The organism is Sphingobium sp. TomTYG72 (assembly GCF_055394715.1).
In genome coordinates this window covers 1042657-1068620 of record NZ_AP027336.1, presented here as the reverse complement: position 1 = coordinate 1068620, position 25964 = coordinate 1042657, and the positions used below count along the sequence as shown (strand labels likewise).

The 25964-nt window shown below is 61.8% G+C and carries 30 protein-coding genes; 15 read left to right on the top strand and 15 right to left on the bottom strand.

The genetic code is table 11. The annotated features are described in order from the left end of the window. Positions 1-34: 34 nt before the first annotated feature. Genes ACZ5U1_RS05480 through ACZ5U1_RS05470 form a run of 3 tightly spaced genes read right to left on the bottom strand, consistent with a single transcriptional unit; the run spans position 35 to position 1598 of the window. A complete protein-coding gene (locus ACZ5U1_RS05480; RefSeq protein WP_464779706.1) occupies positions 35-520 on the bottom strand; it encodes a GAF domain-containing protein in 486 nt (161 codons plus the stop codon). Between the two features lie 9 nt (positions 521-529). Then, complete coding sequence (gene arfB / locus ACZ5U1_RS05475; RefSeq protein WP_464779705.1) at positions 530-934, bottom strand: alternative ribosome rescue aminoacyl-tRNA hydrolase ArfB; 405 nt, start codon at positions 932-934, stop codon at positions 530-532. Further along, positions 921-1598 (bottom strand): RluA family pseudouridine synthase, encoded by a 678-nt coding sequence (locus ACZ5U1_RS05470; RefSeq protein WP_464779704.1) that lies wholly within the window; start codon positions 1596-1598, stop codon positions 921-923. The genes arfB and ACZ5U1_RS05470 overlap by 14 nt, the downstream gene beginning before the upstream one ends. A gap of 65 nt (positions 1599-1663) precedes the next feature. On the opposite strand from ACZ5U1_RS05470, the gene ACZ5U1_RS05465 reads away from it, so the two are divergent. Then, positions 1664-2650, top strand: coding sequence for an acyltransferase family protein (locus tag ACZ5U1_RS05465; protein ID WP_464779703.1), 987 nt, complete (start codon positions 1664-1666; stop codon positions 2648-2650). Positions 2651-2755: 105 nt separating this feature from the next. Here the strand turns inward: ACZ5U1_RS05465 and wrbA are convergent, their stop codons facing one another. Together wrbA and ACZ5U1_RS05455 are read right to left on the bottom strand one after the other, a co-directional pair. Beyond that, the gene (gene wrbA, locus ACZ5U1_RS05460) at positions 2756-3355 is read right to left on the bottom strand and encodes an NAD(P)H:quinone oxidoreductase (RefSeq protein WP_464779702.1); all 600 of its coding nucleotides are present in this window, start codon (positions 3353-3355) and stop codon (positions 2756-2758) included. Between the two features lie 113 nt (positions 3356-3468). Then, positions 3469-4188, bottom strand: a complete 720-nt coding sequence (locus ACZ5U1_RS05455) for a pirin family protein (protein WP_464779701.1) — start codon at positions 4186-4188, stop codon at positions 3469-3471. Positions 4189-4297: 109 nt separating this feature from the next. Between ACZ5U1_RS05455 and ACZ5U1_RS05450 the strand changes: the two genes are divergently transcribed. After that, positions 4298-5191, top strand: coding sequence for a LysR family transcriptional regulator (locus ACZ5U1_RS05450; protein ID WP_464779700.1), 894 nt, complete (start codon positions 4298-4300; stop codon positions 5189-5191). Between the two features lie 209 nt (positions 5192-5400). After that, positions 5401-6108 (top strand): response regulator transcription factor CtrA, encoded by a 708-nt coding sequence (ctrA, locus tag ACZ5U1_RS05445; RefSeq protein ID WP_196226306.1) that lies wholly within the window; start codon positions 5401-5403, stop codon positions 6106-6108. A gap of 200 nt (positions 6109-6308) precedes the next feature. On the opposite strand, the gene ACZ5U1_RS05440 is transcribed toward ctrA, so the two are convergent. Both ACZ5U1_RS05440 and ACZ5U1_RS05435 read right to left on the bottom strand, forming a co-directional pair. After that, on the bottom strand, positions 6309-6998 hold the full coding sequence (locus ACZ5U1_RS05440; protein ID WP_464779699.1) for a hypothetical protein: 690 nt from the start codon (positions 6996-6998) through the stop codon (positions 6309-6311). A gap of 100 nt (positions 6999-7098) precedes the next feature. Next, entirely contained in the window at positions 7099-8334 is a 1236-nt protein-coding gene (locus ACZ5U1_RS05435; RefSeq protein ID WP_464779698.1) for a S8 family serine peptidase, read from the bottom strand. Positions 8335-8491: 157 nt separating this feature from the next. Between ACZ5U1_RS05435 and ACZ5U1_RS05430 the strand changes: the two genes are divergently transcribed. Both ACZ5U1_RS05430 and ACZ5U1_RS05425 read left to right on the top strand, forming a co-directional pair. Continuing rightward, on the top strand, positions 8492-8980 hold the full coding sequence (locus ACZ5U1_RS05430; protein WP_464779697.1) for an RNA polymerase sigma factor: 489 nt from the start codon (positions 8492-8494) through the stop codon (positions 8978-8980). Beyond that, positions 8977-9672, top strand: a complete 696-nt coding sequence (locus ACZ5U1_RS05425) for an anti-sigma factor family protein (protein ID WP_464779696.1) — start codon at positions 8977-8979, stop codon at positions 9670-9672. Before ACZ5U1_RS05430 ends, ACZ5U1_RS05425 begins: the two co-directional genes overlap by 4 nt. 24 nt (positions 9673-9696) lie before the next feature. Here the strand turns inward: ACZ5U1_RS05425 and ACZ5U1_RS05420 are convergent, their stop codons facing one another. The 5 genes from ACZ5U1_RS05420 to ACZ5U1_RS05400 all read right to left on the bottom strand — a co-directional run bounded on the left by ACZ5U1_RS05420 (position 9697) and on the right by ACZ5U1_RS05400 (position 12685). Continuing rightward, positions 9697-10455 (bottom strand): metallophosphoesterase, encoded by a 759-nt coding sequence (locus tag ACZ5U1_RS05420; protein ID WP_464779695.1) that lies wholly within the window; start codon positions 10453-10455, stop codon positions 9697-9699. Positions 10456-10500: 45 nt separating this feature from the next. Further along, a complete protein-coding gene (dcd, locus tag ACZ5U1_RS05415; RefSeq protein ID WP_464779694.1) occupies positions 10501-11055 on the bottom strand; it encodes a dCTP deaminase in 555 nt (184 codons plus the stop codon). A gap of 8 nt (positions 11056-11063) precedes the next feature. Then, positions 11064-11507 (bottom strand): cytidine deaminase, encoded by a 444-nt coding sequence (locus ACZ5U1_RS05410; protein WP_464779693.1) that lies wholly within the window; start codon positions 11505-11507, stop codon positions 11064-11066. Then, positions 11504-12139 carry a glycoside hydrolase family 25 protein gene (locus tag ACZ5U1_RS05405; protein ID WP_464779970.1) on the bottom strand — a complete coding sequence of 212 codons (636 nt, stop codon included), beginning with the start codon at positions 12137-12139 and terminating at the stop codon, positions 11504-11506. Before ACZ5U1_RS05405 ends, ACZ5U1_RS05410 begins: the two co-directional genes overlap by 4 nt. A gap of 63 nt (positions 12140-12202) precedes the next feature. Further along, a complete protein-coding gene (locus tag ACZ5U1_RS05400) occupies positions 12203-12685 on the bottom strand; it encodes a UPF0262 family protein (protein ID WP_460987934.1) in 483 nt (160 codons plus the stop codon). A 119-nt stretch (positions 12686-12804) separates the two neighbouring features. Between ACZ5U1_RS05400 and ACZ5U1_RS05395 the strand changes: the two genes are divergently transcribed. Then, on the top strand, positions 12805-14289 hold the full coding sequence (locus ACZ5U1_RS05395) for a replicative DNA helicase (RefSeq protein ID WP_464779969.1): 1485 nt from the start codon (positions 12805-12807) through the stop codon (positions 14287-14289). Between the two features lie 42 nt (positions 14290-14331). Here the strand turns inward: ACZ5U1_RS05395 and ACZ5U1_RS05390 are convergent, their stop codons facing one another. Further along, on the bottom strand, positions 14332-14727 hold the full coding sequence (locus ACZ5U1_RS05390) for an MAPEG family protein (protein ID WP_464779692.1): 396 nt from the start codon (positions 14725-14727) through the stop codon (positions 14332-14334). 347 nt (positions 14728-15074) lie between these two features. Between ACZ5U1_RS05390 and cobA the strand changes: the two genes are divergently transcribed. The 5 genes from cobA to ACZ5U1_RS05365 are packed head-to-tail and all read left to right on the top strand — an operon-like array spanning position 15075 to position 19007. Next, positions 15075-15863 carry a uroporphyrinogen-III C-methyltransferase gene (gene cobA / locus ACZ5U1_RS05385; protein ID WP_464779691.1) on the top strand — a complete coding sequence of 263 codons (789 nt, stop codon included), beginning with the start codon at positions 15075-15077 and terminating at the stop codon, positions 15861-15863. Continuing rightward, entirely contained in the window at positions 15860-16156 is a 297-nt protein-coding gene (locus ACZ5U1_RS05380; RefSeq protein ID WP_449472101.1) for a DUF2849 domain-containing protein, read from the top strand. Before cobA ends, ACZ5U1_RS05380 begins: the two co-directional genes overlap by 4 nt. A 2-nt stretch (positions 16157-16158) precedes the next feature. Beyond that, positions 16159-17790 carry a nitrite/sulfite reductase gene (locus tag ACZ5U1_RS05375; protein ID WP_464779690.1) on the top strand — a complete coding sequence of 544 codons (1632 nt, stop codon included), beginning with the start codon at positions 16159-16161 and terminating at the stop codon, positions 17788-17790. Continuing rightward, on the top strand, positions 17783-18223 hold the full coding sequence (locus ACZ5U1_RS05370) for a DUF934 domain-containing protein (RefSeq protein ID WP_464772232.1): 441 nt from the start codon (positions 17783-17785) through the stop codon (positions 18221-18223). The genes ACZ5U1_RS05375 and ACZ5U1_RS05370 overlap by 8 nt, the downstream gene beginning before the upstream one ends. Further along, on the top strand, positions 18216-19007 hold the full coding sequence (locus ACZ5U1_RS05365; RefSeq protein ID WP_464779689.1) for a phosphoadenylyl-sulfate reductase: 792 nt from the start codon (positions 18216-18218) through the stop codon (positions 19005-19007). Before ACZ5U1_RS05370 ends, ACZ5U1_RS05365 begins: the two co-directional genes overlap by 8 nt. Positions 19008-19176: 169 nt before the next feature. Here ACZ5U1_RS05365 and astD read toward each other — a convergent pair whose 3' ends face one another. Together astD and ACZ5U1_RS05355 are read right to left on the bottom strand one after the other, a co-directional pair. Further along, positions 19177-20610: a succinylglutamate-semialdehyde dehydrogenase gene (gene astD / locus ACZ5U1_RS05360; protein WP_464779688.1), complete on the bottom strand. Its 1434-nt coding sequence runs from the start codon at positions 20608-20610 to the stop codon at positions 19177-19179. A gap of 168 nt (positions 20611-20778) precedes the next feature. Next, positions 20779-22173 (bottom strand): protein adenylyltransferase SelO, encoded by a 1395-nt coding sequence (locus tag ACZ5U1_RS05355; protein ID WP_464779687.1) that lies wholly within the window; start codon positions 22171-22173, stop codon positions 20779-20781. Between the two features lie 67 nt (positions 22174-22240). On the opposite strand from ACZ5U1_RS05355, the gene ACZ5U1_RS05350 reads away from it, so the two are divergent. The 4 genes from ACZ5U1_RS05350 (at position 22241) to ACZ5U1_RS05335 (ending at position 25952) form a co-directional block, all read left to right on the top strand. Further along, positions 22241-23110, top strand: coding sequence for an alpha/beta fold hydrolase (locus tag ACZ5U1_RS05350; protein ID WP_464779686.1), 870 nt, complete (start codon positions 22241-22243; stop codon positions 23108-23110). Continuing rightward, positions 23103-24242 carry a glycosyltransferase family 4 protein gene (locus tag ACZ5U1_RS05345; RefSeq protein ID WP_464779685.1) on the top strand — a complete coding sequence of 380 codons (1140 nt, stop codon included), beginning with the start codon at positions 23103-23105 and terminating at the stop codon, positions 24240-24242. The genes ACZ5U1_RS05350 and ACZ5U1_RS05345 overlap by 8 nt, the downstream gene beginning before the upstream one ends. A 94-nt stretch (positions 24243-24336) precedes the next feature. After that, on the top strand, positions 24337-25740 hold the full coding sequence (locus ACZ5U1_RS05340; protein ID WP_464779684.1) for an NAD(P)H-dependent flavin oxidoreductase: 1404 nt from the start codon (positions 24337-24339) through the stop codon (positions 25738-25740). Continuing rightward, positions 25740-25952, top strand: a complete 213-nt coding sequence (locus ACZ5U1_RS05335; RefSeq protein ID WP_464779683.1) for a DUF2093 domain-containing protein — start codon at positions 25740-25742, stop codon at positions 25950-25952. Before ACZ5U1_RS05340 ends, ACZ5U1_RS05335 begins: the two co-directional genes overlap by 1 nt. Positions 25953-25964: the final 12 nt, after the last annotated feature.

Here is a 25964-nt window from a genome sequence, read left to right as displayed (position 1 = left end):
AACGCCCCGCCTGTCCCGAAACGGAGCAGCGCGGTTAAGCGAGCCGAGGGCCAATCCGTTCGATCAGCATCTCAAGCCCATTCTGGTCGGCGATATCGAAACGCGCCGGGGCAGGGCTATCGAGGTCAAGCACAGCAACGACGCGGCCATCGACCGTCACGGGCACGACGATCTCCGACGCGCTGGCCGCATCACAGGCGATGTGGCCGGGGAAAGCGTGGACATCCTCGACCAGCTGCGTCTCTCCCTTAGCCGCTGCCACGCCGCAGACGCCCCGGCCTAGAGGTATGCGGATGCAGGCTGGCTTCCCCTGAAACGGGCCAAGCACCAGTTCACCTTCTACCATGCGATAGAAGCCTGCCCAGTTAAGGTCCGGAAGAAATTGCCAAATTAGCGCCGCGGCATTGGCCATGTTGGCGACAGCATCCGGCTCGCCGTCCGTCACTGCATCGACGGCCGACAGGAGGTCCGCATAGAGCGTGGACTTGTCGCCATCAGTTGGTGTCTTGAAATCAAACATCGGCAGTCCTCAATCCATCCGCACCTTGCCACGCCCCTGCTTCACTGAACTGCGCGCCATCTTGGCGTCCACGCGGCGTGCCTTTGCCGCCTTGCCCGGCTTCGTGGCGATGCGCCGGGGATCGCGTTTGTAAGCCTCGGCTATCATCTCGGCCAGCCGGTCGCGGGCATCCTGGCGATTGGCCTCCTGCGTGCGGAAGCGGGACGCCTGAATTACGATCTCCCCGCCAGAGGTCAGGCGTGATCCCGCCAGTTCCTTTATTTTTCGGAAGGCATGAACTGGCAATCCCAGGCGATAGAGGGCCACCCTTAGCTGAACGGCAGTGGCGACCTTGTTGACATTTTGCCCGCCGGGGCCACCGGCGGTTATGAAGCGCTCCTCCAGCGCATCTTCCGGAATGTCAAAGTCCGGCATCGTCCAGATACTCTGGCCCGAAGCCCGCTGCCGTAAAGGTGGCGGGCAGGGGAGCTGTCGCCTCTGCTGGAGACTTGCTCCCGCGCGGGACGCTGAGGAAACGGCTGTGCAGCAGCATCGGCCCTTCGCCTGCGCCATAGACGGGGTCGCCAGCGATGCCGAAGCCCAGCCCATATAATGTATGCGCGCGAATCTGATGGGTTCGTCCGGTGCGCGGTGTGAAGACCATCAGCGAGCGGCCGTCCTTTACAGCCAGCTTTCGCCATTCGGTCACGGCGGACTTCCCCTCTTTGGCCGCGATAATGCGCCAGCCCTTGGCCGCGCTGCTGACTTTCTTCAGCGACAGTTCGATGACGCCGCTTTCCGCGTCCGGCACGCCGTCCACGACCGCGACATAGCGCTTGCTGACCGTTCCTGCCTCAAACTCGGCGGCATAGCGCTTGTGCGCCTTGGGATTGCGCGCCAGTAGCAGGCAACCGCTGGTGTCCCGATCCAGCCGATGCACCGGCAGGGGCCAGCGTTGAAAACCGAAGGTCAGGGACGAAAGGTGGTTCTCCAGGCTCAGCGAACCGTCGCGCGGCGCATCGACCGGCAAGCCGGCGGGCTTGTCGAGAATGATGGCTTCACCATCGATGAAGAGAACTCGGTCATGCAATAGGGTCAAGGAGTGGTTCCGGGAGCAGTTGGAAATATTGACGGGCGCGCGCTGTCCTATAGGGCGTGGAAGCCATGGAGAACAGGGGGAACGAGGTCCAGCACAAGTCGGCGCCATCGGAACGGGTGCAGGGTGGCGGGCGGCTGGAATGGATCGACGTGGCGCGCGGCATTGGTATCATCGCTGTGGTGGCCGGACATGTGTGGAGGAGCGGCCCCGTCCGAGATGCGCTCTACAGCTTCCACATGCCGTTGTTCTTCCTGCTGTCGGGCCTGCTTTCGCGTCCTCAGCCGCCCAAAGGATTCGCCCTGCGGCAATTGGCGTCGCAGATGCGTCCCTATGCGGCCTTCCTGGCATTACTGATCATTGCGGATCAGATTATTGAGCCGATGAAGGGGCAGCGGCCTATCTTCAACCAATGGCCGGACGACATATTGCCGAGCCTTCTTGGCGGATCATGGCTGCGCGGTCCCTATACCATATTCTGGTTCGTGCCCTGCCTGATGGCCGCGCGCATCCTGTTCAATGCGCTGCTGTCCCGTTGGCCCGATCCTCTCGACCGGCGCTGGCTTATCGCGATCATAGCTGTCTTAGTTGTAGCCTATGGAGCAGGGGAGGTTACCCAGACGTCCGTGCTGGGGTTGCTGACCGTGCCCATGGCCATTGTGCTGCTCTGGATCGGAGCCGTGTGGCAGCAGGTGCCGTGGAGGCATTGGATGTGGCTCCCATTGGGCGCGCTGGCTCTGGCGGGACTATCCGGTCTGCTTTCCACGCTCAACATGAAGGCCGCGGATTATGGGTTGCCGATCCTGTCGGTGGGTTCAGCAGTCGCGACGTCGTTGCTGATCTTCCGCATTTCAATCCATGTCGCGCCTTTTGGCGGATGGCTGGCGACAGTGGGCAGGGCCTCACTTGTCATCATGTATTTGCACGTCGCGGTCATCCACTACCTTTCGCCCTATTTGGACAAGCCCTGGTTGCTGCTCCATGCGCTGCTGTTGCCCATCGCGGTCTATTATCTTTTGCGCGCCAGCCCGGTCGGCGGTCGCCTGTTCCTTTGAAAAAAAGAGGCCGGTGCATCCATCCTATGCACCGGCCCCTATCGTTGTGCCTTGCGACCCAAGGCTCAACCGCTGCACCGAGAGGGGAAGAGTGCAGCCAAATTTCTACCCGTGCAGCTTGATCGCGGTCTCCGCGATCCGCCGCCCCTGATACCGGGCGCCTTCCAGTTCATCCTCGTCAGGCTGACGGCTGCCATCGCTATGCGCGATAGTCGTGGCGCCATAAGGGGCCCCGCCCCGCACCTTGTCGACGCCCATCTGCCCGGTGTGACCATAATCAAGTCCCACGATCACCATGCCGAAATGCAGCAGATTGGTGATGATCGAGAATAAGGTCGTTTCCTGGCCGCCATGCTGGCTGGCAGTAGACGTGAAGGCGCCACCCACTTTTCCGTTAAGCGCACCACGCGCCCAAAGGCCGCCTGCCTGATCAAGGAAAGCCGCCATCTGGCTGGACATACGGCCGAAGCGGGTGCCGGTGCCGATGATGATTGCATCATAGTCGGCAAGGTCCGACACGGTCGCGATCGGCGCATCCTGCTCCAGCTTGAAACCCGCATTGCGGGCAACCTCCAAGGGCGCGGTTTCGGGCACTCGCTTGATATCAACCTGAGCGCCAGCGCCGATCGCGCCTTCCGCAACAGCCTTCGCCATCGTTTCGATGTGTCCGTAGGACGAATAATAGAGAACGAGCACCTTAGCCATGAAGTGTCTCCAGTCTTGGTAATGCATTGATCGGAAAAAGGTTTCTTGAATAATGCGACCGCTCGCCCCCTCAGGGGGGCAAGGCGAGCGAGCGGCCGATAGGCCTTGCGGGCCTATTCGCTATCGACCAACACGATTTCGCTATCCTCGATCGCGGTGATCGTGATGGGCTGTCCGCCCAGGATCGCGGCCCCGTCGCGCGCTTCAAAGGTCAGACCATCAATCTCGATCCGCCCTGTCGCGGGCACGAAATACAGGTGCCGTCCCTCGGCGCTTTCATAGGTCACGCTGGTGCCAGCCTTTATGGTGCCGCCCAGCAAGCGGGCATCGGCGCGGATACGCAGCGCATCTTGATCCTCCGCATAGCCGCTGGCGAGTACCACCAGCTTCCCGGCACGATCGCCTTTCGGAAAGGGCTTGGCGCCCCAGCTTGGCGCGCCGCCCTGCGCCTTGGGTATGATCCAGATCTGAAACAGCGTGCTTGTTTCATCCTCCAGATTATATTCGGAGTGACGGATGCCCGTCCCTGCGCTCATCACCTGAACGTCGCCTGCCCCAGTCCGGCCCTTGTTGCCCAGACTGTCCTGATGCGTGATCGCGCCTTTGCGAACATAGGTGACGATTTCCATGTCGCGGTGCGGATGCGGAGGGAAGCCGGTGTTCGCGGCGATTTCATCGTCATTCCACACGCGGATCGCGCCCCAGCCCATGCGATCGGGGTCGTGATAGTCGGCGAAGGAGAAATGATGGCGGGCGTTGAGCCAACCATGGTCGGCATGACCCAGCGTCTCGAAGGGACGACGCTCGATGCGGTTTCCTGCGGCGGTGATCATATTTGTGCCTTTCCTTGCGGCGAGAAAAAGTATTCCCGCTTGCTTCCGACTGATTTAGCGATCAGGATCGTTTCTTAAACCAGCAGCATTGAAACGGATTGTTTCCCATATGCGTCTTCCCGATCTTGAAGCATGGGCCATGTTCGCCGCCGTCGTGGAGCATCGCAGCTTCACCGATGCCGCCAAGGCGCTCAGTGTATCGAAAGCGACGGTCTCAAAGGCCGTCACACGCCTTGAGCAGCATCTTGAGACCAGCCTGTTCAACCGCACCAGTCGGCGCCTTGCCCTCACGGAAAGCGGCAAGCGTCTCGCCAGTCATGCAGCCCGGATCTTCGAGGAAGGGCAGGCGGCGGAGGAAGCCGCTCGCCAGGATACGGACGAGTTGTCCGGAACCATCCGGCTGGGCGCGCCGATGACATTCGGATTGCTCCGCGTCGCGCCGCTGGTCGCGCAGTTCGCCAAGATTCATCCTGCCATCGACATCAATCTTCACCTGTCTGACGCGCGGATAGACATGATCGAGATGGGGCTTGATGCCACCCTCCGCATCGCCGACATGCCGGACAGTTCGCTGCGGGCCAGGCGGCTGGGTGACGTCAAGCTGCACGTCATTGCTTCTCCGGCCTATCTGGCGGAGCGAGGACGTCCCGCGCACCCGTCCGACCTCGGCACCCATGACTGTCTTTGCTATTCAAACGCCCCCACGCCCGATGTTTGGCGTTTCGCTGGCCCAGGTCAGCAGAATGTCGTGATACAGGTGAGGGCGCGTCTCACCGTCAACAGCGGCGACGCCATGCTGCCCGCGCTCCGGGCGGGCATAGGTGTCGCCCGGCTCCCCGATTTTATTGTGGGTGAAGCGCTCGCTTCAGGTGAGTTGGAAGAGGTTCTGCTGGATTGGAGGCCGCCGCCACTCGGCCTGCATCTGGTCACGCCGCCCTCCCGCTTGCGGCCTGCGCGGGTCGAAGCCTTGCTCGACTTCATCGCTCGCAACCACGGCTGCTAAAGCTTCGTTGCGTAGGTGAATCTATCTTGACTCAAAATGAATCACTTCGACAGAAAATCCTTGCAAACAGATTCAAATTCCCGCGACTCGCGCATTTCTGCGGGTTAGCGAAAAATTAACCTTTGTCCTTCAGAAGTTTTTTGGTTAATGAATTGGAGCAGACGCCGTTCTTAGGGGTTGACGGGATCTGCAAGGACAGGGGCTTCAATATGCGCGTTCTGCTAATAGAAGATGAACCGACAACGGCCAAGGCGATCGAGCTTATGCTCACGACCGAAGGCTTCAATGTCTACACCACTGACCTTGGCGAGGAAGGGCTCGATCTCGGAAAGCTGTATGACTACGACATCATCTGTCTTGATTTGAACCTGCCGGACATGCACGGCTATGACGTGCTGAAGAAGCTCCGCGCCGCCAAGGTGCAGACGCCGGTGCTCATCCTTTCCGGCATTGCTGAGATGGACAGCAAGGTTCGCTCCTTCGGCTTTGGCGCCGACGATTATGTGACCAAGCCTTTCCACCGCGAAGAGCTGATCGCGCGCATCCATGCTGTGGTTCGCCGGTCTAAGGGTCATTCGCAATCGGTCATCCGCACGGGCAAGTTGGCCGTCAATCTGGACGCCAAGACCGTGGAAGTGGACGGCAACCGCGTTCACCTGACCGGCAAGGAATATGCCATGCTGGAGCTGCTTTCGCTCCGCAAGGGCACGACGCTGACCAAGGAGATGTTCCTTAACCATCTCTATGGCGGCATGGACGAGCCTGAACTCAAGATCATCGACGTGTTCATCTGCAAGCTGCGCAAGAAACTGGCTCTGGCGTGCAGTGGCGACAATTATATCGAAACCGTGTGGGGCCGTGGTTATGTGCTGCGCGATCCTGATGAAGCGGAAGAGGTCGCGACCAAGGTCGCCTGACCTCGCAACCTTGCGCGGGTGCCAAAAGGCCGGTGATCCTATGGGATCATCGGCCTTTGTCGTTGATCGGGCCGCGCTGTGATTTGTGCCGATATGAAAAGGGCCGGTGACCTTTTGGATCACCGGCCCTGTCTTGTCAGGCGGACGGGCGGAAAGGGAGCGGGCTTAAAGCCCGAAGTGGGGAATCCGCCCGAGTGGGGTCAATTGTCCGCCTGACTGGACGACGTGCTTTCGCTGGAGCCTGATGCCTGGCCGCTTCCCGATAGCGCGCCGGTTGCATTAAGCGCCGCGCCTCCATTGAGAGCGTTGCTGGCGCTATCGGCTGAGTTTGCCGTGCCGGACTGGGCCGCACCCGCCGCGTTACCCGCCGCCGATCCAGCACCGCTCACTGCGCCACCAGCCCGGTTGCGTGCCGCTTGAGCCGTTGCGCTGGCCTGTCCTTGCGCTGCGGCACCAGCAGTGACCGCGCGATCTCGCGCTGCGCCCGCCGTCTGGCTGGCCTGATCCCGAACGCCGCCTACTGCATTGGCGACATCATTGGTGCCCAGCGTGTCGGCGGTCAGGCCACCGCTTGCCGATCCGCTGGCGGACCCCGAAGCATTTGCGCCATGGTTCTTGCCCTTGTGGGTCACGGAACCAGTCGCCGCGCCATCAGCCCGGCCCGAACCAGTACCATTCGCCGCAACCCGGCCATTGCTGAGGTCGATGCTGCGGTCGAGGCCGATACCGCCCGAACCGCTCAATGTGCCGCCGAGCGATCCACCAGCGCCGCCCAGAGCGCCGCCCAGGCCACCGCCCAAGCCGCCGCCGCCACCTAGAAGCTGGGCAGACGCAGGAACCGCAGTCAGGGCGGCAAGGCAGGCAGTGGCAAGAATGATTGTCTTCTTCATCGATCGTCTCCTTGTTCGTTGTCGATCCGATGCAAGGACAACGGGATGGCGATGCGACTTCATCCCTGACGTCGAAATATTTCTAACAACTAACTGATATTCAATTGATATTTCTGCAATCGCTACAGATGATACCATGCCCGAACGCTTTGCTGTTTCCCGGTTTGGCTTCCGCGATCAAGCCGTTCAGGCTGCCGCTCAGGAACAACCGCCCCGCGACCAGCGGCGCGGCGAAGGAGGTGCCCCGCACGCGCACCTTGCCACCTCCGGCGCGAGCTGCATTCATGTCCGCACCTGGCGCCGCGAAATCCACATGCCGCGCACGCCCCGCTTCGGGCAGCAAACGTCCGCCGCCGTCTACGCCCGTCACCGCCACAACATCAGGATAGGAGGCGGGATAGGCGGGAGGGGCGGCGGGGCCATCATTGCCGACCGCCGCCACCACCGTAACGCCCTTTTCCCGCGCCAATCGGACTGCTCCCGCCAGCAGGGGATTATCGGGTCCGACCAGGCTCACGGTGACGACTTTGACCCCGCGCGCCGCCATCCATCCCAGCGCCCGCACGATCGCGAAGGCGCTGCCGCCCGCCGGATCATCGCCATACACGTCCGCCACGAGTAGGGGCGTCCCCGGCGCGGCGCCCCGGATGGGTCCGGTCCCACTGATCAAGGACGCCACCGCCGTGCCATGCGAACTGGCGCGAGGTGCGCCGCGAACGAAGCCGCGCTGCTCGACGGCGCCAGTGAGTGACGCGTGGCGGGCGACACCACCATCGATCAATCCTGCCGCTGGGGACCGGACAGTCCCTGTTCCAGCCAAGGCAGCACTCGCCGACTTGGGTGCTTTGCCGCCAGGGAAATAGAGATTATCCGCGCTTGCCTCCGCCTCTGGTGCGATCGAGCGCACCTGCTTCAATGCACGGGCGAGGCTTCGGCCGGGCGGTACAGTCAGGCGTGTCAGCGGCAGGTCGATCCCCTCAACGGCCTCGCTTGCCACCACATAGCCCGCGCCCCGCAACACTTCGATGCTGGCCTGCTTCGCACCCGTCAGCAGGATGACGCCACGCCGCGCCGCCTCTTTCCGATCGTCCAGTTCCACGCTGTCGCCATGCCGTCTCAGCAGATCACCGATCCGCGCGGTCCTGGCCGCCACGAGGCGCTCGGCGAAGCGGGCAGGGGGAACGCGATCCAGCGCGCTGTCCGCCTCGTTGAGCAGGTCCGGAACCACCCTGCCGACCTGACCCAAGGCTCCGTTGGGGGAGGGCAGCAACTGCGCTTGCGCCGCTGGCCCTGTCAGCAGCAGCCCCGCAACGATCCAGGAACATAGGGCCTTCATATCTGTCTCTTCATCCTCGACTGGCGCGGAGGCGAATTTTCCGCTCCTTTCGCATCCATAATGAGTCATCGCGAATTTATTTCCGGTAGATATACGGCTTCAAGGATGAAACGAATGGGCACGGCCGTTTCATCCTTGAACAAGTGATGGAGACCGGATGTCGTTCGAAAACGATCTGTTGGCGATCCTTCCCCGGCTGCGTCGTTTCGCCGTCAGCTTGTCGAGGGATCGGGCCGATGCGGACGACCTTTGCCAGGCAGCGCTGGAGCGGGGGCTGCGGGCGCGCGCACAATGGCGGCCGGGGACAAGGTTGGACAGCTGGATGTATCGTATCATGCGCAATCTCTGGATCGATGAAGGCCGTTCGCGACAGCGCGCCGTGCGAACCTTCGCGCCCGAAGAAGCGGGCGAGCATGTCGGCTATGCAGGTGACCAGCATGTGGAGGCGCACGTCATGCTTTCCGACGTCGATCGCGCGATGCAGGCTCTGCCGGACGATCAGCGCGAAGCCATCGCCCTCGTTCTGGTAGAGGGGCTGTCTTACAAGGAAGCCGCCGAAATTCTGGGCGTGCCCATGGGCACATTGACCTCCCGATTGGTCCGTGGACGCGGCGCCCTTATCGAATTGCTGGGAGAAGCAGCATGACCGACATTGACGAAGCCATGCTGATCGCTTGGGTCGATGGCGAACTGGACGAGATCACCCGCCGCCGCGTCGATCGTGCCGTTGCGGACGATCCTGCCTTGGCGGAGCGCCTCGAAATGCACCGGCATTTGCGGCAGCGTCTGTCTGGCCACTATGCTCCGGTGGAAGCTGAACCTGTGCCACAGGCTATGCGTGCGCTGCTGGAGGAACGGCCGAAGGTCACGTCCATCACCCGTCCTGCGGCTCCCAAATGGCGCAGTTGGGGCATTGGCGGCGCGATCGCTGCTAGCCTTGTCCTGGGTCTTGGCGTCGGCCGTTTGTCGAGTGGTCCCGCTGGCCCGATTGCGCTCAAGGATGGCGTCATGACGGCAAGGGGTGAACTCGCCTCCGCTCTCGAAAACCAACTTGCTTCGGCCCAACAGGACAGATCGATCCGCATCGGCCTGAGTTTTCAGCGCAAAGACGGAGGCTGGTGCCGCAGCTTCGAAGGTAGCGCCCTGTCGGGAGTGGCCTGCCGCGAAGGAGAAGGCTGGCAGGTTCAGCAACTGATCCCCGGAACCTCGCAATCAACGGATTATCGTCAGGCATCCTCCACCGACGCCCGCATCATGGCGACGGTCGGCGCCCTGATCGAAGGCTCCCCCGCCAACGCGACCCAGGAGGCCGCTGCGAAGGAGAAGGGCTGGCGTTGAACTTGGGGCGTCTTTCTGTTCTGGCTAAGTCTGCAAATACCAGCGTTCCGTGCCCTCAAGGCCGATCGCCGTCAATTTGCCGCTGTTCCAGGCACCCGTGTCTATCCCAATTCGGTTGACCTGCTCATCGACTTCGCTGGTTATGCTGTGCCCATGGACCACCATATAGGGATGGGCTTCCCGGTCATGCAGGAATTCGCCCCTGATCCAGCGCAAGTCCGCCGCGTCCTGCTTCTCCAACGGCAGGCCGGGCCTGATCCCGGCATGAACGAACAGATAGTCGCCCATCACAAGGCTGTCCGCAAAATCGTTCAGGAAATCGACATGCCCCCGGGGCACATTTTCCAGCATCCATGACGCGATGTCTTTGTCCGTCATCGCTATGCTGACGCCGGATTCCAGTCCATAGCTGGCAAGGGTGGTATCGCCTCCGATGCGTCGGCAATAGCCCGCATACTGCGCATCGCCCTTCGCGGCTCCGACAAAGACCTCCTCATGATTGCCTTTGATCAGGTGCACATTCGGGGATCCCTGCCACAAGGACATCGCATGCTCTATGACGGCGGCCGATTGCGGCCCGCGATCCATCAGGTCGCCCAGCAGGACGAGATGGCAGGGCAGGGGATCGCGCGCGGCATCATCCTCATCGATCAAACGCAGAAGCTGTTCGAAAAGGTCGAGCCGCCCGTGAATGTCCCCGATGGCATAGACCCGCCGATTTCCCCCTATATCGGGCATGAAGGAGGGCGCTGGCGATGCACCGCGACGGAAAAACTTCAGCATGACTGGCGCCGATCGAAATTCATCCTCAGCCTTGTGGCACGGCCTTTAGAGTCGAGGCAATGTAACGCCTTGCTGCCCCATATATTTCCCCGCCCGGTCGGCATAGCTGACCTCGCACGGCTCATTGCCCTTGAGGAACAGGAACTGGCAGGCCCCTTCATTGGCGTAGATCTTGGCGGGGAGGGGCGTCGTGTTGGAAAACTCCAACGTCACATGGCCCTCCCAGCCCGGTTCCAGCGGCGTCACATTCACGATGATGCCGCACCGCGCATAGGTGGATTTACCGAGGCAGATCACCAGCACATCGCGTGGCACCCGGAAATATTCGACCGTCCGGGCCAGCGCAAAGCTGTTGGGCGGGATGATGCAGCAGTCGGTCTTGCGATCAACAAAGCTGTTCGCGGCGAAATCCTTCGGGTCGACCACCGCGCTGTCGACGTTGGTGAATATCTTGAACTCGTCGGCCACGCGCGCGTCATAGCCATAGGAGGACAGCCCATAGCTGATGCAGCCGTCCCGCCGCTGATTTTCGACGAATGGCTCGATCATCCCTTGGGACATGGCCTGTTCGCGAATCCACTTATCCGACAAAATCGACATGGCTATTCTTAACTCTTACTGGAAGGATAGTGACCCAAGTCATTGGGTCCGAACGAAAAAGGCAAAAGTTCGGTAACGCTGTGTTGGACCACGGACTCGCCGTCGCCCGCCGCACAATAAATGGCGATCGGTCTGCCCGCCACCTGCTCTGCTTCGTTCAGTATCTGGCGACATCTTCCGCAGGGCGTTACCGGGTCAGCACGCCCCCCAACGACCGCAATTGCCCGCACGTCGCCGAGCCGTCCCTGCGCATTCGCCGCCGCCAGCGCCACTGTCTCAGCACAGAGCGACAGGCCAAAGCTCGCATTTTCGAAGTTGGCGCCGGCGACCACTTCGCCATCGGACAAGCGCACGGCTGCCCCGACAGCAAATCGGCTGTACGGCGCATAGGCATTTGCCCTCGCCGCGCGCGCTGCCTCGATCAGGCTTTCGACATCCGCATCAATATTCATGGCGCAACCACACCCCACCTGACCGGGCCATCGATGCCATCGATATGACGCATGTCATTCGCCGTCCACATGACCCATCGGCGGGTGGCATAATCAGGCGGAAAGAAATTTCCATCCAGCCAGAGCGTCCGGTTTATGCCTGACGCGATGTCATATTCCTCCTCGAAAGCCTCCGAGATGTTGAGGAGCACCGGCTTGCCTGCATTGCTTTCGACCAGGTTCACCAGCGTATTGAGTTCCGACAGCACCGCGTCCCGCCCCGGCCGCGCAGTGCAGCCAGGATCGAAGTCGAGCCGGATCACCGGGGGCAGGGCGGCATTATCCCGTGGCACTGTCGTGACGAAGCGTGTCGCCTGACCGGCGGCCCGGCCGCACAGGCTGAAATCCAGCACCGCGCCATAACGCAAACCTGACGATCGCGCCGCAGACCAGTTCCGCGCAAAGGCAGGGTCGCGGCCCTCTGTGCCCTTGGCCGCTCTTATATAGGCGAAATCGACGCCATTGGCGGCCAGCGTGCCCCAATCGATGGTGCCTCCGTCGGCGGAAACGGCCACCCCCTGAACCGGATAAACGTCCCGTCCCGGTGCCCAGCGGCAGGCATAAGCCCACAGCCCAAGCGCCAGCAAGGCAATGACGGCCGCGCCCGCAACAATGCGGACCAGAAACCGGCCGGAAGAATGCTGGCGAATGTTCTCTTACCCCTTGATATGCAGCACGCAGATGAGCGTGAACAGGCGTCGTGCCGTGTCGAAATCGACCTTGATCTTGCCCTCCAGCCGCTCGATCAGCATTTCCGCCGCGTCATTGTGGATGGCCCTCCGCGCCATGTCCACCGTTTCAATCTGTTGCGGGGAGGCGTTGCTGATTGCCTGATAATAGCTGTCGCAGATCGCGAAATATTCCCGGATCGGGCGCCGGAACCGGCCGAGGCCGAGGATGATCGCCTCCAGCGGCTCGCCATCCTCCCGCTTGATCTCGATCACCAGCCGCCCATCCTCGACGCGCAGCAGCACGCGGTAGGGACCTGCATAATCATCGGCATGGGTACGCTGGGGCGCGAAATAATTATCTTCCAGCAGGTCGAATATGGCGATCCGCCGTTCCTGCTCGACGTCTGCGTTGCGCCAAAGGATCGTCCGCTCGTCAAGCGTGATGTCGATGATGCGCGGGTCAGTCATGGGTCCATAGTCCCTGCTTCTGCCGACGAGGAAAAGCAAGGGGGAGTTCTCCACAGCTTTGCCGGTTGCGACACAGCTTGCCCCTTGCGCAGAACCCCGGCGAGCGCGATGAGGGGCGCATGGTCGAACTGGTGCAGATTAACCCCGCCGCTGAAGCAGGCACCCCCGAACTCCCGCGCAATGTGGAGGCGGAAGCCGCGCTGCTGGGTGCGCTGATGATCGACAATCGCATTGCCGAGGATGTTCAGCTCAAGCTCAAGGCGGAGCATTTCTTCGAGCCCCTGCATGGCCGCATCTATGAAGCCGTGATGAAGCTGGTTGAGCGCGACATGGTTGCCAATCCGGTCACGCTCAAGCCGATGCTGGAGCAGGACCCGGCGCTCAAGGAGTTGGGCGGTGTCGGCTATCTCGCGCAGCTTACAGGCAACGGTGCCGCGCTGCTCGGCGCGCGCGATTTCGCCAGCCAGATTTATGACCTTGCGCTCCTGCGTCAGCTTGTGAATGTTGGCCGTGAACTCGTTGAAAATGCTCTCGATACGAGCGAAGATGTCAACCCGCGCGAACAGATAGAGATGGCCGAAGTCGCGCTCTACAAAGTATCGGAAGGCGAGGGTGAAACCGGCTCGGTCAAGAGCTTCGCCACCGCCACCACCATGGCCGTGCAGGTGGCCGAACGCGCGCTCAACAGTGGGGGCCATGTCTCGGGCATCACCACCGGCCTCAACAGTCTCAACGAAAAGATCGGCGGCCTCCATAATTCGGACCTCATGATCCTTGCGGGCCGTCCGGGCATGGGCAAGACCTCGCTCGCGACCAACATCGCCTATAACGCCGCGTCCCGCTGGATGCGCGACCATGTCGATGGCATCCCGCCTGAAAAGAATATGGGCGCCAAGACGGCCTTCTTCTCCCTCGAAATGTCCGCCGATCAGCTTGCCACTCGCGTGCTCGCCGAACAGTCGGGCATCAGTGGGGAGGCGCTGCGCATGGGCAAGATCAGCCGCGCGGACTTCCAGAACCTGTCTCGCGCGGCGCGTGACCTTCAGGAACTGCCGCTGTTCATTGACGACACGCCGGGTTTGACCATCGCGGCGCTGCGCACCCGCGCTCGCCGATTGAAGCGGCGCCATGACATTGGCCTCGTGATCGTCGACTATCTTCAACTGCTACAGGGCAGCGGCCGGGGCAGCGATAATCGCGTGCAGGAAATTTCCGAAATTTCCCGTGGTCTCAAGACTTTGGCGAAGGAACTTAATGTACCGGTTCTGGCGCTTTCCCAGCTTAGCCGTGCGGTTGAGCAGCGCGAGGACAAGCGCCCACAGCTGTCCGACCTTCGTGAATCCGGCTCGATCGAGCAGGACGCCGACATGGTCTGGTTCGTCTTCCGCGAGGATTATTATGTCGCCGCGAAGGAGCCGGGCAACAAGGAGAGTAGCGAGCATCTTGAATGGGCGCAGGAGATGGAGCGGATCTACGGCCTTGCCGAACTCATCGTCGCCAAGCAGCGTCACGGTTCGACCGGCCGTATCCGTATGAAGTTCGACGCGAAAATCACCCGCTTCTCCGACCTCGCGGACGGCGGTTATATGGGCGATTATGAGTGATCGACCGAATTCGGCTCTGCTCGAACTAAGGGGCGAGGGCGCTCAACCCGTAATGAGCGCCTGCAACACCAATATAATGCCAATCAGCCCAACCATATAGACGAGCGTCCGCACCACCGGCACGCCCATCGCGTAAAGCGGAAGATAGACGATACGCGCGCCCAGCCATAGCAATGCGCCGATCGCCGTCAGGTCACTCGTCCGTCCCGCAATCACCACGCCGAGCAGCGCGACGATGGCGATCGGGTAGGTCTCAAGGAAATTTGCCTGCGCGCGCACCAGCCGTCCGGCGATCGGCTCCAGCGGCGGCAAGGCCTCATCCCGCGCGCCCATGTTCCACTTCGACCCATATTGCTTCGTCTTGAAATGCGCCGCCGCAAAAATATGCACCAACAGGAGCGCACAACTCCACGCCAATATCTTGAGCTCGATCGCCATGCGGTGTCCCCTTTCCACAGGTAAGAGTGCTACGTTATCGCCATTCCTGCGCTCGCGCCATGAGGCTTGCTCGACAGAACGATACCGTTTGATTATGCGTGGCCAATACTGACGTCCCCTATCTGCGCGACGGCAGGATCGCGCCACTCAAGCTGACGGCGAACGACTTTATTTCCTCACGCTAGTGGAGGTGAGGCGGCCGAGTTCCTCCGGTCCGAATGCGACTGATTTTGCGGGAATGAAAGGGGCGGGTGTCGGACCTGGACACCCCATCCCCCAAATTTTCCTTCGCCATAGGCAAAGCATTCTGAATTGAAACGGTGGAGCGCTTCCGCCATCTGGCCAGCATGGCCGAACAACTCCCTGCTACCGTCTTTCTCGTCGGCGCGGGTCCGGGTGATCCGGAACTGCTGACGTTGCGCGCTGCGCGCCTGATCGCGCAGGCGGATGTCATCGTGCATGACGGATTGGTTTCGGCCGAGATATTGGCCATGGCTTCGGTCGACGCTGAATTGATTTCCGTAGCCAAGCAGCGCAGCCGCCATTCGATGCCGCAAGAGGGGATCAACGCTCTGCTTGTGGAACTGGCGCTTGCCGGACGCAATGTCGTGCGGCTGAAGGGCGGCGATCCTTTCGTCTTCGGGCGCGGGGGCGAGGAAATGGAAGCATGCCGCGCCGCTGGCGTGCCGGTCGAGATCGTGCCGGGCATCAGCGCGGCGATCGGCTGCGCGGCGCAGGCCCAGCTTCCCCTTACCCATCGCGATGCGGCAAGTGCGGTGACCTTCGTCGCGGGCCAGTGCAAGGGGCTGACGGATCAGGACTGGTCCGGGCTTGCTGGCCATGGCCGCACGCTGGTGATCTATATGGGCGTGGCGACGGCGGCGGATATCGCCGACAAGCTTATCGCCGATGGGGTGTCGCCTGCCATTCCGGTTGCGGTGCTGGAAAATGGCACGCGCACTGATATGCGCACGTTGCGCACCCTGCTCGCCGATCTAGGCGACATGGTGGTTCGCGAAAAAGTAAAAAGTCCGGCCCTGGTTGTGGTCGGTGAAGTGGCGGCTTATGCGCTGGCGCAGGACGTGCTGGCTGGCTGGGCCGCACAGGTGAATAATGGGGCGGAGATGCATTCGTGAAGATTTTGACCGGCAATGACCTTGGCACCGGGGACGTGATCTGGTGGGCGGGCGACGGCTGGTCGCGGCAGGTCGGCGAATCCGTCGATGTGGGCGACAAGGGCGACGAGCTTGCCCGTGCCGAGGAAGCCGCGCTGCGGGTTGTCGCGCCTTATGTGATCGACGCCACCCTGACCGACGAAGGCGTGCGCCCGGCCCATATCAAGGACCGCATCCGCGCTCTGGGACCAACCGTGCGCCCCGACCTGACGCTTAAACCGAATGACGCCGATGCCGGCAACTGGGTGATCTGACCATGTATCGTTATGACAGCTATGACCAGTCCATCGTGGACGCCCGCGTCGAGGAATTCCGCGATCAGGTGCAACGTCGCCTGGCCGGGCAATTGACCGAGGACCAGTTCAAGCCGTTGCGCTTGATGAACGGCCTCTATCTCCAGCTTCACGCCTATATGCTGCGCGTCGCCATCCCCTATGGCACGCTGAACGCGCCGCAGATGCGCAAGCTGGGCGAGATCGCGCGCAAATATGACAAGGGCTATGGCCACTTCACGACGCGCACGAACCTGCAATATAATTGGATCAAGCTGGCCGACGCGCCCGACATCCTCGCCGAACTGGCGACGGTCGAGATGCATGCCATTCAGACCAGCGGCAATTGCATCCGCAACATCTCGTCGGACCAATATGCTGGCGTCGCCGCCGATGAGGTGACGGACCCCCGCCCTTGGGCCGAGCTGCTGCGCCAGTGGTCAACCTTCCATCCCGAATTCACCTATCTGCCGCGAAAGTTCAAGATCGCGGTGATCGCGGCGGAAGAGGATCGCGCGGCGATGCGGCTGCACGATATCGGCCTGAAGCTGGTGTCGCGCGATGGGCAGATCGGGGCGGAAGTCTATGCCGGTGGCGGCATGGGCCGCACGCCGATGGTTGGGCCTCTTATCAAGGACTTCGTGACCGAAGATGAGATCGTGCCTTATCTCGAAGCATGCCTGCGCGTCTACAATCGCTACGGCCGCCGCGACAACAAGTACAAGGCGCGGATCAAGATCCTGGTCCACGAGCTGGGCGTCGAGGAATATAAGCGTCAGGTCGAGGAAGAGTTCGCGCATATGCGGGAGCTTGGCCTCAACCCGCCGACCGAGGAACTGGATCGCATCCGGCCCTTCTTCGCCAATCCGACTTATGATCAGGGTCTGAGCGACGAGATCGATCGCAGCGACCCCGCCTTCGCCCTGTGGGTGGACCGGCAGGTCGCGGCGCACAAGCAGCCGGGCTATGCGATCGTCAACATCAGCCTTAAGCCGCGCGGCGGTATTCCGGGCGATGCTTCGGCCGAGCAGATCGAGTTGGTGGCGGACCTGGCGGAACACTATTCGCTGGACGAACTGCGCGTGACCCATGCGCAGAACCTTGTCCTGCCGCATGTGAAGAAGGCGGACCTTTACGCCATCTGGCAGAAGCTGGACGAGGCCGGGCTGGCGGAGGCCAATCTGGACTTGATCGGCGACATCATCGCTTGCCCGGGGCTCGACTATTGCAGCCTTGCCAATGCGCGGTCGATACCGCTGGCGCAGAAGCTTTCGGAACGGTTTGCGGACGCTGGCCGCCAAAAGGATCTGGGCGAGCTTAAGGTCAAGATCTCCGGCTGCATCAACGCATGTGGGCATCATCATGCCGGACATATCGGCGTGCTGGGCGTGGACCGTAAGGGCGTGGAGAATTTCCAGCTGTCGCTCGGCGGATCGGGCGCGCAGGACGCTGCCGTCGGCCAGATTACGGGGCCGGGCTTTTCCGAAGATGGCGTCGTGGATGCCATTGAAAAGGTCACCGACCTCTATCTCGCTCAGCGTCAGGAAGGCGAGCGCTTCCTCGACACCTATCGCCGTCTTGGCATGAAGCCCTTCAAGGAGGCGATCTATGGTTGAGTTCCTGACTTTCCGCGACGGTGAAGCCGCGCAGGAACCCGCCGTCACGGTCGAATCCTTCACCGGCCAGTCCAATTCGACCGCCGTGCGGATCGAAGCGGGCGAGGACGCGCGCGAGTTGCTGCCCTATCTCGACCGGCTATCGCTGGTTGAGGTGAACTTCCCCGCCTATGGCGACGGACGCGGCTATTCGGCCGCCCGTATCCTGCGCGAGGCTGGATATTCGGGTGAACTGCGCGCGGTGGGCGATGTGCTGGTTGATCAGATCAACGCCATGCGCCGCTGCGGCTTCGACAGCTTCCGCCCCGACAAGGCGCTGGACGATGCCGCCGTCGATCGCGCCCTAAATCGTTATGCCGACGTCTATCAAAAGACCGTCGATGGCCGCAGCCCGGTTTGGGCGAAGCGGCACCCGGAGAGTATAGATGGCTGAACCTGCCCGCCAGCTTGACGTAATCGACGCCCGGCCTGCCTTTACGGAGGCTGACGCGGACGCGCTGAACGCGCGTTTCGAGGGGGTGGATGCATTGACGATGCTCAAGACCGTCTTTGCCGAAGGTCTGGCAGGCAAGGTGGCGGTTGTGTCTTCCTTCGGCACGGAAAGCGCCGTGCTGCTGGATCTCGTGGCGCGGGCGGACAAGAGTGTGCCGGTAATCTTCGTCGATACGCTCAAGATGTTCGCGGAAACGCTGAACTATCGCGATACGCTTATCAGCCGGATGGGTTTTTCCGACAGCCGGTCGGTCGTGCCCAATGCCGATGTGCTAGCGAAGAAGGACGAGACGGGCCTGCGCTGGTCCTATGATCCTGATGGATGCTGCGACATCCGCAAGGTCGAGCCGATGCAGCGCGCCAAGGACGGGCTGGACGCGTGGATTTCCGGGCGCAAGGCGTTTCAGTCCACCACGCGCCAGAACATGCCGCGTTTCGAAGTGGAAGACGGCCGCCTGAAGATCAATCCGCTCGGCGATTGGACGAAGGACGATCTGGAAGCCTATTTTGCGGAGCATGATCTGCCGCGTCATCCGCTGGAGGCGCAGGGCTATCTGTCGGTAGGCTGCGAGCCGTGCACGTCGAAGGTGCTGCCCGGCGAAGATCCCCGCGCAGGACGCTGGCGCGGTTGGGATAAGGTGGAATGCGGCATCCACTCGCCCGTGACGCCTATTCCTGCGCCCGTAGTTGATCCGGAAGACCCGGCTAATCAGCCTGTGTTCTGATAGAATAAGCCGACTTCGGTTGGGCGGAATGAACAGCGGCATCGCGTCATCTCGGCGGAAGCTGGGATTGCGTGATGCTCGTTCAATATCTTGCGCCTGAAATGTAAGCTTACAGCTTTCGCTGGCACGACGTCAGAAAATGGTGGGGATGCCGCCTGGAGGACTCCCCTCAATCCCCCATCCCACTGACATCCACTTCCTTCAGCCCAATCCCGATCGAAGCGCGTGGCTGCTCGATTTCCGCCGATGAAACCGGATAGGCGCAATAATCCGCCGCATAAAAAGCGCTCGGCCGATGATTGCCCGAAATGCCTAGACCTCCGAACGGCGCGGAGGACGAAGCGCCATTGGTCGGCCGGTTCCAGTTGACAATGCCTGCCCGGATATTCGCCCAGAACTGATTATATTGCTCGGGCGACCCGCCGATCAGCGAAGCCGACAGGCCATAACGGCTATTGTTCGCCTCCGCGATCGCCGCTGGGAAATCGGGAACGCGGATTACCTGTAGCAGTGGCCCGAACAGCTCAACGTCGGGCCGTTCCGTCATCGCAGTCACATCGATGATGGCGGGGCTTAACAACGGCCTGTCTTCCGACAGGCGCACGAGATGCTTTATCGGCCGCCCGCCATGGCTCATCAGATAAAGGAAGCTTTCGGTCAGCTGGTCCGCCGCATGATTGTCGATGACCGGTCCCATGAAGGGCGCAGGGTCGGCATGCGGATGATCGACGATCAGCCGGTCGGCGATCTTCTTGACCTCGCCGATCAAAAGGTCGGCCAACTCTTCCTTGACGATCAGCCGGCTCGCCGCCGTGCAGCGCTGGCCGCTCGACAGAAAAGCCGATTGCGCCACCAGGACGGCGGCGCTGGCGATATCGCCGGTATCCCATACGACGATTGGATTATTGCCACCCATTTCCAGCGCCAATATCTTGGCCGGATTGCTGGCAAACTGCCGATTGATCGCCAGCCCCGTCGATGCCGATCCGGTGAACAAAATGCCGTTCACGTCGGCATGGGCCGCAAGCGCCTTGCCCTCATCCGGCCCGCCCAGCACCAACCGCACCACATCCTGCGGCACGCCCGCCTCATGGTAGAAACGCACCAGCATCTCTCCCACCGCTGGCGTTTTTTCGGACGGTTTGAACAACACGCCGTTCCCGGCGAGCAGGGCAGGAATGATATGGCCATTGGGCAGATGAGCGGGGAAATTATAGGGGCCTAACACCGCCATGACGCCATGCGGTTTGTGCCGCACCCACTGGCGGGCACCCATGGCAGATTCCAGTCGCCGTTGCCCCGTCCGCTCCGAATAGGCAGCCACCGAAATGTCTACCTTGTTCATCACGGCCGTGACTTCGGTTCGCGCGTCCCAAAGCGGCTTTCCCGTCTCCCGCGCGATCAGGTCGGCCAACGCCTCATCATTGGCGCGCACGACATTGACGAAGCGACGAAGCGTCTCGATGCGGTAGGAGATGGGTTGGGCAGCCCAGGAGGGCCAAGCCGCCCTGACCCTTGCGACCTCCGCCTCTACATCGCTGGCAGTTCCCTGCCACAACAGTGCGCCAGTGGCGGGTTCAATCGAAGTCAGCGTCGCGGACATACAGCCGATATGGCGGATAACAGCCCATTAGGGAAGCGCCGCAAAGCACCAAAGGCTCCCTCTCCCCTTCAGGGGTCGATGAGAGGCACGTGACTCTCATCGAGGCGGGGGGAGAGGGGGCGAGCGCAGCGAGCGTCCCAGCGTCGCGTCCCCATAACCCGAATTGCCTCAAGGCACCTCCGGCCCATCCCCCATAGCCTCACCCATCCGCCGAACCGCCGCCACTTTCTTATGCAACAGCGACCAGTCATCCCGTTCGGCAATGGCGCTCCAAATCACCTCAACCTCGTCGATATGCATCGAACAGGGCGTCGCGTCGCTCCAATAGCCATGCTCCCTATCGCCACTTGCCTCCATCCCGGCAACAGCTTCACGGAACGCCCCCCAAGCCTCACCCGAATAGTCCGCCCCGCCACGCGGCTCTCCACCGCGCCAGTCATGGAAGAAGCGATCGATCGGCGTTTCACTCGCGGCCATGCCATTGACGGCCGCCTGGATCATGGCGTTTGCCTCTCCTGAAGGGACCACGCCCAGCCGCCAGCAAAAGCGCCGAACCATTGCCTGCCCGAACAACTCGGGAAACCGCTCCAACTGCTCGATCAAAGGCTCGGCCTCGACCAATGGGCGCAAGGAAACAGCCAGCTGCGCCACGTCCCAATGGATCGCTTCCGCTTGCCGTCCGAAGGCATAAAGCCCAGCATGATCGAAATAGGCCGCCGTGAAACCCGGCTCCCATAAAGGCGTGAAGCGCCAAGGCCCATAATCGAAGCTCTCGCCCGTCACATTGATATTGTCGCTGTTCAGCACGCCATGCACAAACCCCGCGACCATATAGCTCGCCGCCAGATCGGCCGTCCGTTCGACCACACGGCCCAGCAATTGCGCGGGCGCGTTATTCCCCGGCTTCTCGTCATAAAGCGTCCGCAGCGAATAATCGGTCAGCCGCTCCAACAGGGGCTTGTCGTCGAAATAGGCGGCGCGCTGGAACGATCCAACGCGGATGTGCGAATGGCTGAGGCGCACTATGACCGCAGCGCGGGTGGGGGAGGGTTCGTCATTCCGCTCCAGCGCCTCGCCCGTCTCGATCAGTGAGAAGGTCTTCGATGTGTTGACGCCCAGAGCCTCCAGCATCTCGGTCGCCAATATCTCGCGAACCCCGCCTTTCAGCGTCAGGCGGCCATCGCCGAAGCGGCTGTATGGCGTCTGGCCCGAACCCTTGGTGCCCAGGTCCAGCAGCCGTCCCGCATCGTCGCGCAACTGCGCAAACAGGAAACCACGCCCGTCGCCTATGTCGGGATTGTAGGTCCGGAACTGATGTCCATGATAACGCAGCGCCAAGGGCTGGGGCAGGTTGCCGGGCAGGGCGTCGAATCGCCCGAAATGACGAATCCACTCGTCACCGCTCAGCGTTTCCAACCCCACGCTGGCTGCGGCCCGGTCGTTCCGGTAGCGTAAAATCGTCTGTGGGAAGTCGGCGGGGGCGACCTCATCGGCGAAATCCGGCTGTAATCCGAAGATTTCCTTTGCCGGATTGTATCTGTTTGCTTGCGAGGATTTGTCCATGCGGCGATATGGGGGAGCGGGGCAGGAAGTTGCAACCGCTGGACATTTATTTGAGGGCGCACGACCGTTGACCAGCTTCACCGACGGCTATTGGTGGTCTCCCGACGGCCTCAGGCTTCATTATCGCGATTATGGCGGCGGTGAAGACGGTCGCCCGCCGCTGCTGTGCCTTCCCGGCCTGACCCGCAACGCCCGCGACTTTGAGCCCTTGGCCGATCGTCTGGCGGGCGAGTGGCGCCTCATCTGCCCCGACATGCGCGGCCGGGCCGAAAGCGCGCAGGCCAAGGACCCCATGACCTATGTCCCGCTGACCTATTTGCAGGACATCAGCCGCCTGTTGGCCGACCTCGCCATCACCCGCTTCGTCGCGATCGGTACTTCGCTCGGCGGCCTTATCACCATGTTGATCGCCGCGACTCACCGCGAATGGCTGGCCGGTGCGCTCTTGAACGACGTGGGGCCGAAGCTCGAACAGGCGGGGCTCGACCGCATCCGTACCTATGTGGGCGTTGGCCAATCACATCAAAGCTGGGTCCAGGCCGCCCGCGCCCTCGAAGAGGCGAACCGAGATATCTACCCCCGCTATGGCCTCGAGCAATGGCTAGCCATGGCCAAGCGTCTGTACCGACTCAACAGCGGAGGCCGCGTCGTGCTGGACTACGACATGCGCATCGCCGAACCCCTCCGCCTGGCCGGAGGTGAGGCCGGGGTCGACCTGTGGCCCGTAATGTCTTCCTTTAATGGCATTCCTTCATTGATCCTGCGCGGCGAACACTCCGACGTTATCAGCGCCTCAACAGCCGAACGCATGTTGTCAGATATGGGCTCGAGCGCTGAACTAGTGACCGTTCCCGACGTCGGCCACGCGCCGATTTTGGACGAGCCGGTAGCCGCCGCCGCCATCGACCGCCTACTCGCTCGAGTCCTGCATGGCTGACACTCATCGGCGGCCGCCTCGCCTTCTTCATGTTCACGGCAGCTTCTCCCTCGGCGGCAAGGAAGCGCGCGCCGTCCGCCTGATGAACCTGTGGGGCAACCGCGCTAGCCACACGATCGTCAGCGCAGCGCCCGAAGCAATGGGCGCCCGATCGGCGATCGCGCCGGAAATCGATGTGAGCTTCCCCGATCCTCCGCTGCTCACCGGCCGCCCTAGCCCACGGCGCTTCCGGGCACTGGGGCGCTTCATGTCCAGCTTTGACCTCGTCCTCACCTATAATTGGGGCGCGATGGATGCCGTCATGGCCCATCGTTTCTGCTCATCCTTTCTCCCGATGCCACCGCTCATCCATCATGAGGATGGCTTCAATATCGAGGAGGCCGAGCGCCTCAAGACAGGGCGCAACCTCTACCGTCGGCTGGCGCTCCAGCGCGCCCAAGCCGTCGTCGTGCCGTCCATCCGGCTCAATCAGATTGCCCGCGCGATGTGGCATCAGCCCGCGCGGAAAGTTCATTTGATCCGCAACGGGATCGACGTCGCACAATATCTTCAACCCGTTCCCGGCGCTATTCCAGGGCTGGTGCGCTCACCGGGCAAGTTGCTTGTCGGCACGCTGGCCGGTTTGCGCCCGGTGAAGAATATCCCCCGGCTGGTCCGGGCCGTCGCGCCGCACCGTGATAAGCTGCAACTGGTGGTCATCGGAGAAGGGCCTGAGCGTGACCCGATCATGGCGGAAGCGGCGCGGCATGGGCTCGATGACATCTGCATGCCCGGTTTCCTGCCCAATCCTTCGCGTTTCATGGGCTTGCTCGACATCTTCGCGCTGTCCTCGGACAGTGAACAATTCCCCATCTCGCTGGTGGAGGCGATGGCCGCGCGCCTGCCGGTGGCGTCAACCGACGTGGGAGATGTCGCTCAGATGGTCGCCCCGGAAAACCAGCCGTTCATAGCCTCTGATGAGGCGGCACTGTCCGACGCGCTAGGGCGGCTGGCCGCAAGTTCCGAGCTTCGCAACCGTCTGGGTGACGCGAACCTGCACCGGGCTCAACGCGATTTCGAAGAGGCCGCAATGGTGGACGCTTATGCGTCGCTTTATGGACAGGTACTATCCAGCCCCCATATTTTGCGGTAGGGCGCGGCCGTAAATTCGTCATCAGTCGTGAAAGCTGCTATAGAGCGGCCCTTAGTCGGCGGGTGACCCAGCAGCTGTTGCGCGGGAGATTAGGTTGTTCAAGGGTTTGAAGCCCATCATCTATGGTGGTCGTGAAGTCTGGCCGCTGGTCGAAGGCGGAAAGGGCGTGGCAGTCTCCAATCACGCCAGTTCCGGAGCATGGGCTGCGGCTGGTGGCATCGGCACTGTGTCAGCCGTCAATGCCGACAGCTACGACAGCATGGGCAATGTCATTCCCCAACTCTACCACGGCCGTACTCGCCGCGATCGTCATGAAGAATTGGTCGCCTATGCTATTGACGGCGCGGTCGAACAGGTGAAGCGCGCCTTCGAAATCGCTGGTGGTAAAGGCGCGATCAACATCAACGTCCTCTGGGAAATGGGCGGTGCGCAGCGCGTGCTGCACGGCGTTCTGGAAAAGACCAGGGGCATGGTGGCGGGCGTCACTTGCGGCGCGGGCATGCCCTACAAGCTCAGCGAAATCGCGGCCTCTTATGGCGTGAGCTACCTCCCGATCGTCAGTTCCGGCCGTGCTTTTCGCGCCCTGTGGAAGCGGGCCTATTCAAAGGCTTCCGAGTGGCTGGCGGCCGTGGTGTATGAGGATCCGTGGCTGGCGGGCGGTCATAATGGCCTTTCAAATGCCGAAGACCCACGGGCGCCTCAGGACCCCTATCCGCGCGTCAAGGCGCTCCGGGAAACAATGCGCGAAGGCGGCATATCCGACGAAGTGCCCATCGTCATGGCGGGCGGGGTCTGGCACCTTAAGGATTGGAACGACTGGATCGACAATCCGGAACTGGGCACCATTGCGTTTCAGTTCGGCACGCGTCCGCTGCTGACGCAGGAAAGCCCTATTCCTCAGCTGTGGAAGGAACGCCTGACCCAGCTGGAACCGGGCGATGTGCTGCTTCATCGCTTCTCGCCGACCGGCTTCTATAGCTCGGCGATCCGTAATCCCTTCCTGCGTCAGCTCGAGGCGCGGTCGGAACGTCAAATCCCGTTCAGCACGGAACAGGCGGGCGATCACACGCACCAGCTTGATGCAGGCGTGAAGGGCAAGAATTTCTGGGTAACGCGCGGCGATCTGTTGCGGGCGCGCGAGTGGGTGGGGCAGGGACTGACTTCCGCTCTCAAGACACCCGACAACACGCTGGTATTCGTCACCGAAGAGGAGAGGGCGGAGATCCGCAAGGATCAGACCGACTGCATGGGCTGTCTCAGCCAGTGCGCATTCTCAAGCTGGATGGACAGTGAGACGAACTCCACCGGCCGTCTCGCCGATCCCAGGAGCTTCTGCATCCAGAAATCCTTGCAAGAGGCGGTGCATGGCGGGGACCTGGACAAGAACCTTCTGTTTGCCGGACACGGTGCTTACAAGTTCAAGCAGGATCCTTTCTATTCCAACGGTTTCGTGCCGACGGTGAAGCAGCTCGTAGACCGTATTTTGACGGGCGACTGATGGCGGAGATTCAGGGATTGGCGGTGCTGGAATATCACACGCCACATTTTGACATAGTGCGCCCGGGCCAGTTCGTCCTTTGTGCGGTTTCGGGCGCACGTATCGATCTTGACGACCTTAAATATTGGAGCGCCGAATTTCAGGAGGCCTATCGGGGTCCCGCTGAGGCGACGGAGTCCTTCCTGCGTCATCGCGGTTTGGTCACGGCCTGACCGGCGCGCCAC

Bases quoted from the DNA above. Each gene is read 5' to 3' on its own strand.
- ACZ5U1_RS05480 (WP_464779706.1), bottom strand. From the start codon at position 520: ATGTTTGATTTCAAGACACCAACTGATGGCGACAAGTCCACGCTCTAT.
- arfB (WP_464779705.1), bottom strand. From the start codon at position 934: ATGCCGGACTTTGACATTCCGGAAGATGCGCTGGAGGAGCGCTTCATA.
- ACZ5U1_RS05465 (WP_464779703.1), top strand. From the start codon at position 1,664: ATGGAGAACAGGGGGAACGAGGTCCAGCACAAGTCGGCGCCATCGGAA.
- wrbA (WP_464779702.1), bottom strand. From the start codon at position 3,355: ATGGCTAAGGTGCTCGTTCTCTATTATTCGTCCTACGGACACATCGAA.
- ACZ5U1_RS05455 (WP_464779701.1), bottom strand. From the start codon at position 4,188: ATGATCACCGCCGCAGGAAACCGCATCGAGCGTCGTCCCTTCGAGACG.
- ACZ5U1_RS05450 (WP_464779700.1), top strand. From the start codon at position 4,298: ATGCGTCTTCCCGATCTTGAAGCATGGGCCATGTTCGCCGCCGTCGTG.
- ctrA (WP_196226306.1), top strand. From the start codon at position 5,401: ATGCGCGTTCTGCTAATAGAAGATGAACCGACAACGGCCAAGGCGATC.
- ACZ5U1_RS05440 (WP_464779699.1), bottom strand. From the start codon at position 6,998: ATGAAGAAGACAATCATTCTTGCCACTGCCTGCCTTGCCGCCCTGACT.
- ACZ5U1_RS05435 (WP_464779698.1), bottom strand. From the start codon at position 8,334: ATGAAGGCCCTATGTTCCTGGATCGTTGCGGGGCTGCTGCTGACAGGG.
- ACZ5U1_RS05430 (WP_464779697.1), top strand. From the start codon at position 8,492: ATGTCGTTCGAAAACGATCTGTTGGCGATCCTTCCCCGGCTGCGTCGT.
- ACZ5U1_RS05425 (WP_464779696.1), top strand. From the start codon at position 8,977: ATGACCGACATTGACGAAGCCATGCTGATCGCTTGGGTCGATGGCGAA.
- ACZ5U1_RS05420 (WP_464779695.1), bottom strand. From the start codon at position 10,455: ATGCTGAAGTTTTTCCGTCGCGGTGCATCGCCAGCGCCCTCCTTCATG.
- dcd (WP_464779694.1), bottom strand. From the start codon at position 11,055: ATGTCGATTTTGTCGGATAAGTGGATTCGCGAACAGGCCATGTCCCAA.
- ACZ5U1_RS05410 (WP_464779693.1), bottom strand. From the start codon at position 11,507: ATGAATATTGATGCGGATGTCGAAAGCCTGATCGAGGCAGCGCGCGCG.
- ACZ5U1_RS05400 (WP_460987934.1), bottom strand. From the start codon at position 12,685: ATGACTGACCCGCGCATCATCGACATCACGCTTGACGAGCGGACGATC.
- ACZ5U1_RS05395 (WP_464779969.1), top strand. From the start codon at position 12,805: ATGGTCGAACTGGTGCAGATTAACCCCGCCGCTGAAGCAGGCACCCCC.
- ACZ5U1_RS05390 (WP_464779692.1), bottom strand. From the start codon at position 14,727: ATGGCGATCGAGCTCAAGATATTGGCGTGGAGTTGTGCGCTCCTGTTG.
- cobA (WP_464779691.1), top strand. From the start codon at position 15,075: ATGGCCGAACAACTCCCTGCTACCGTCTTTCTCGTCGGCGCGGGTCCG.
- ACZ5U1_RS05375 (WP_464779690.1), top strand. From the start codon at position 16,159: ATGTATCGTTATGACAGCTATGACCAGTCCATCGTGGACGCCCGCGTC.
- ACZ5U1_RS05370 (WP_464772232.1), top strand. From the start codon at position 17,783: ATGGTTGAGTTCCTGACTTTCCGCGACGGTGAAGCCGCGCAGGAACCC.
- ACZ5U1_RS05365 (WP_464779689.1), top strand. From the start codon at position 18,216: ATGGCTGAACCTGCCCGCCAGCTTGACGTAATCGACGCCCGGCCTGCC.
- astD (WP_464779688.1), bottom strand. From the start codon at position 20,610: ATGTCCGCGACGCTGACTTCGATTGAACCCGCCACTGGCGCACTGTTG.
- ACZ5U1_RS05355 (WP_464779687.1), bottom strand. From the start codon at position 22,173: ATGGACAAATCCTCGCAAGCAAACAGATACAATCCGGCAAAGGAAATC.
- ACZ5U1_RS05345 (WP_464779685.1), top strand. From the start codon at position 23,103: ATGGCTGACACTCATCGGCGGCCGCCTCGCCTTCTTCATGTTCACGGC.
- ACZ5U1_RS05335 (WP_464779683.1), top strand. From the start codon at position 25,740: ATGGCGGAGATTCAGGGATTGGCGGTGCTGGAATATCACACGCCACAT.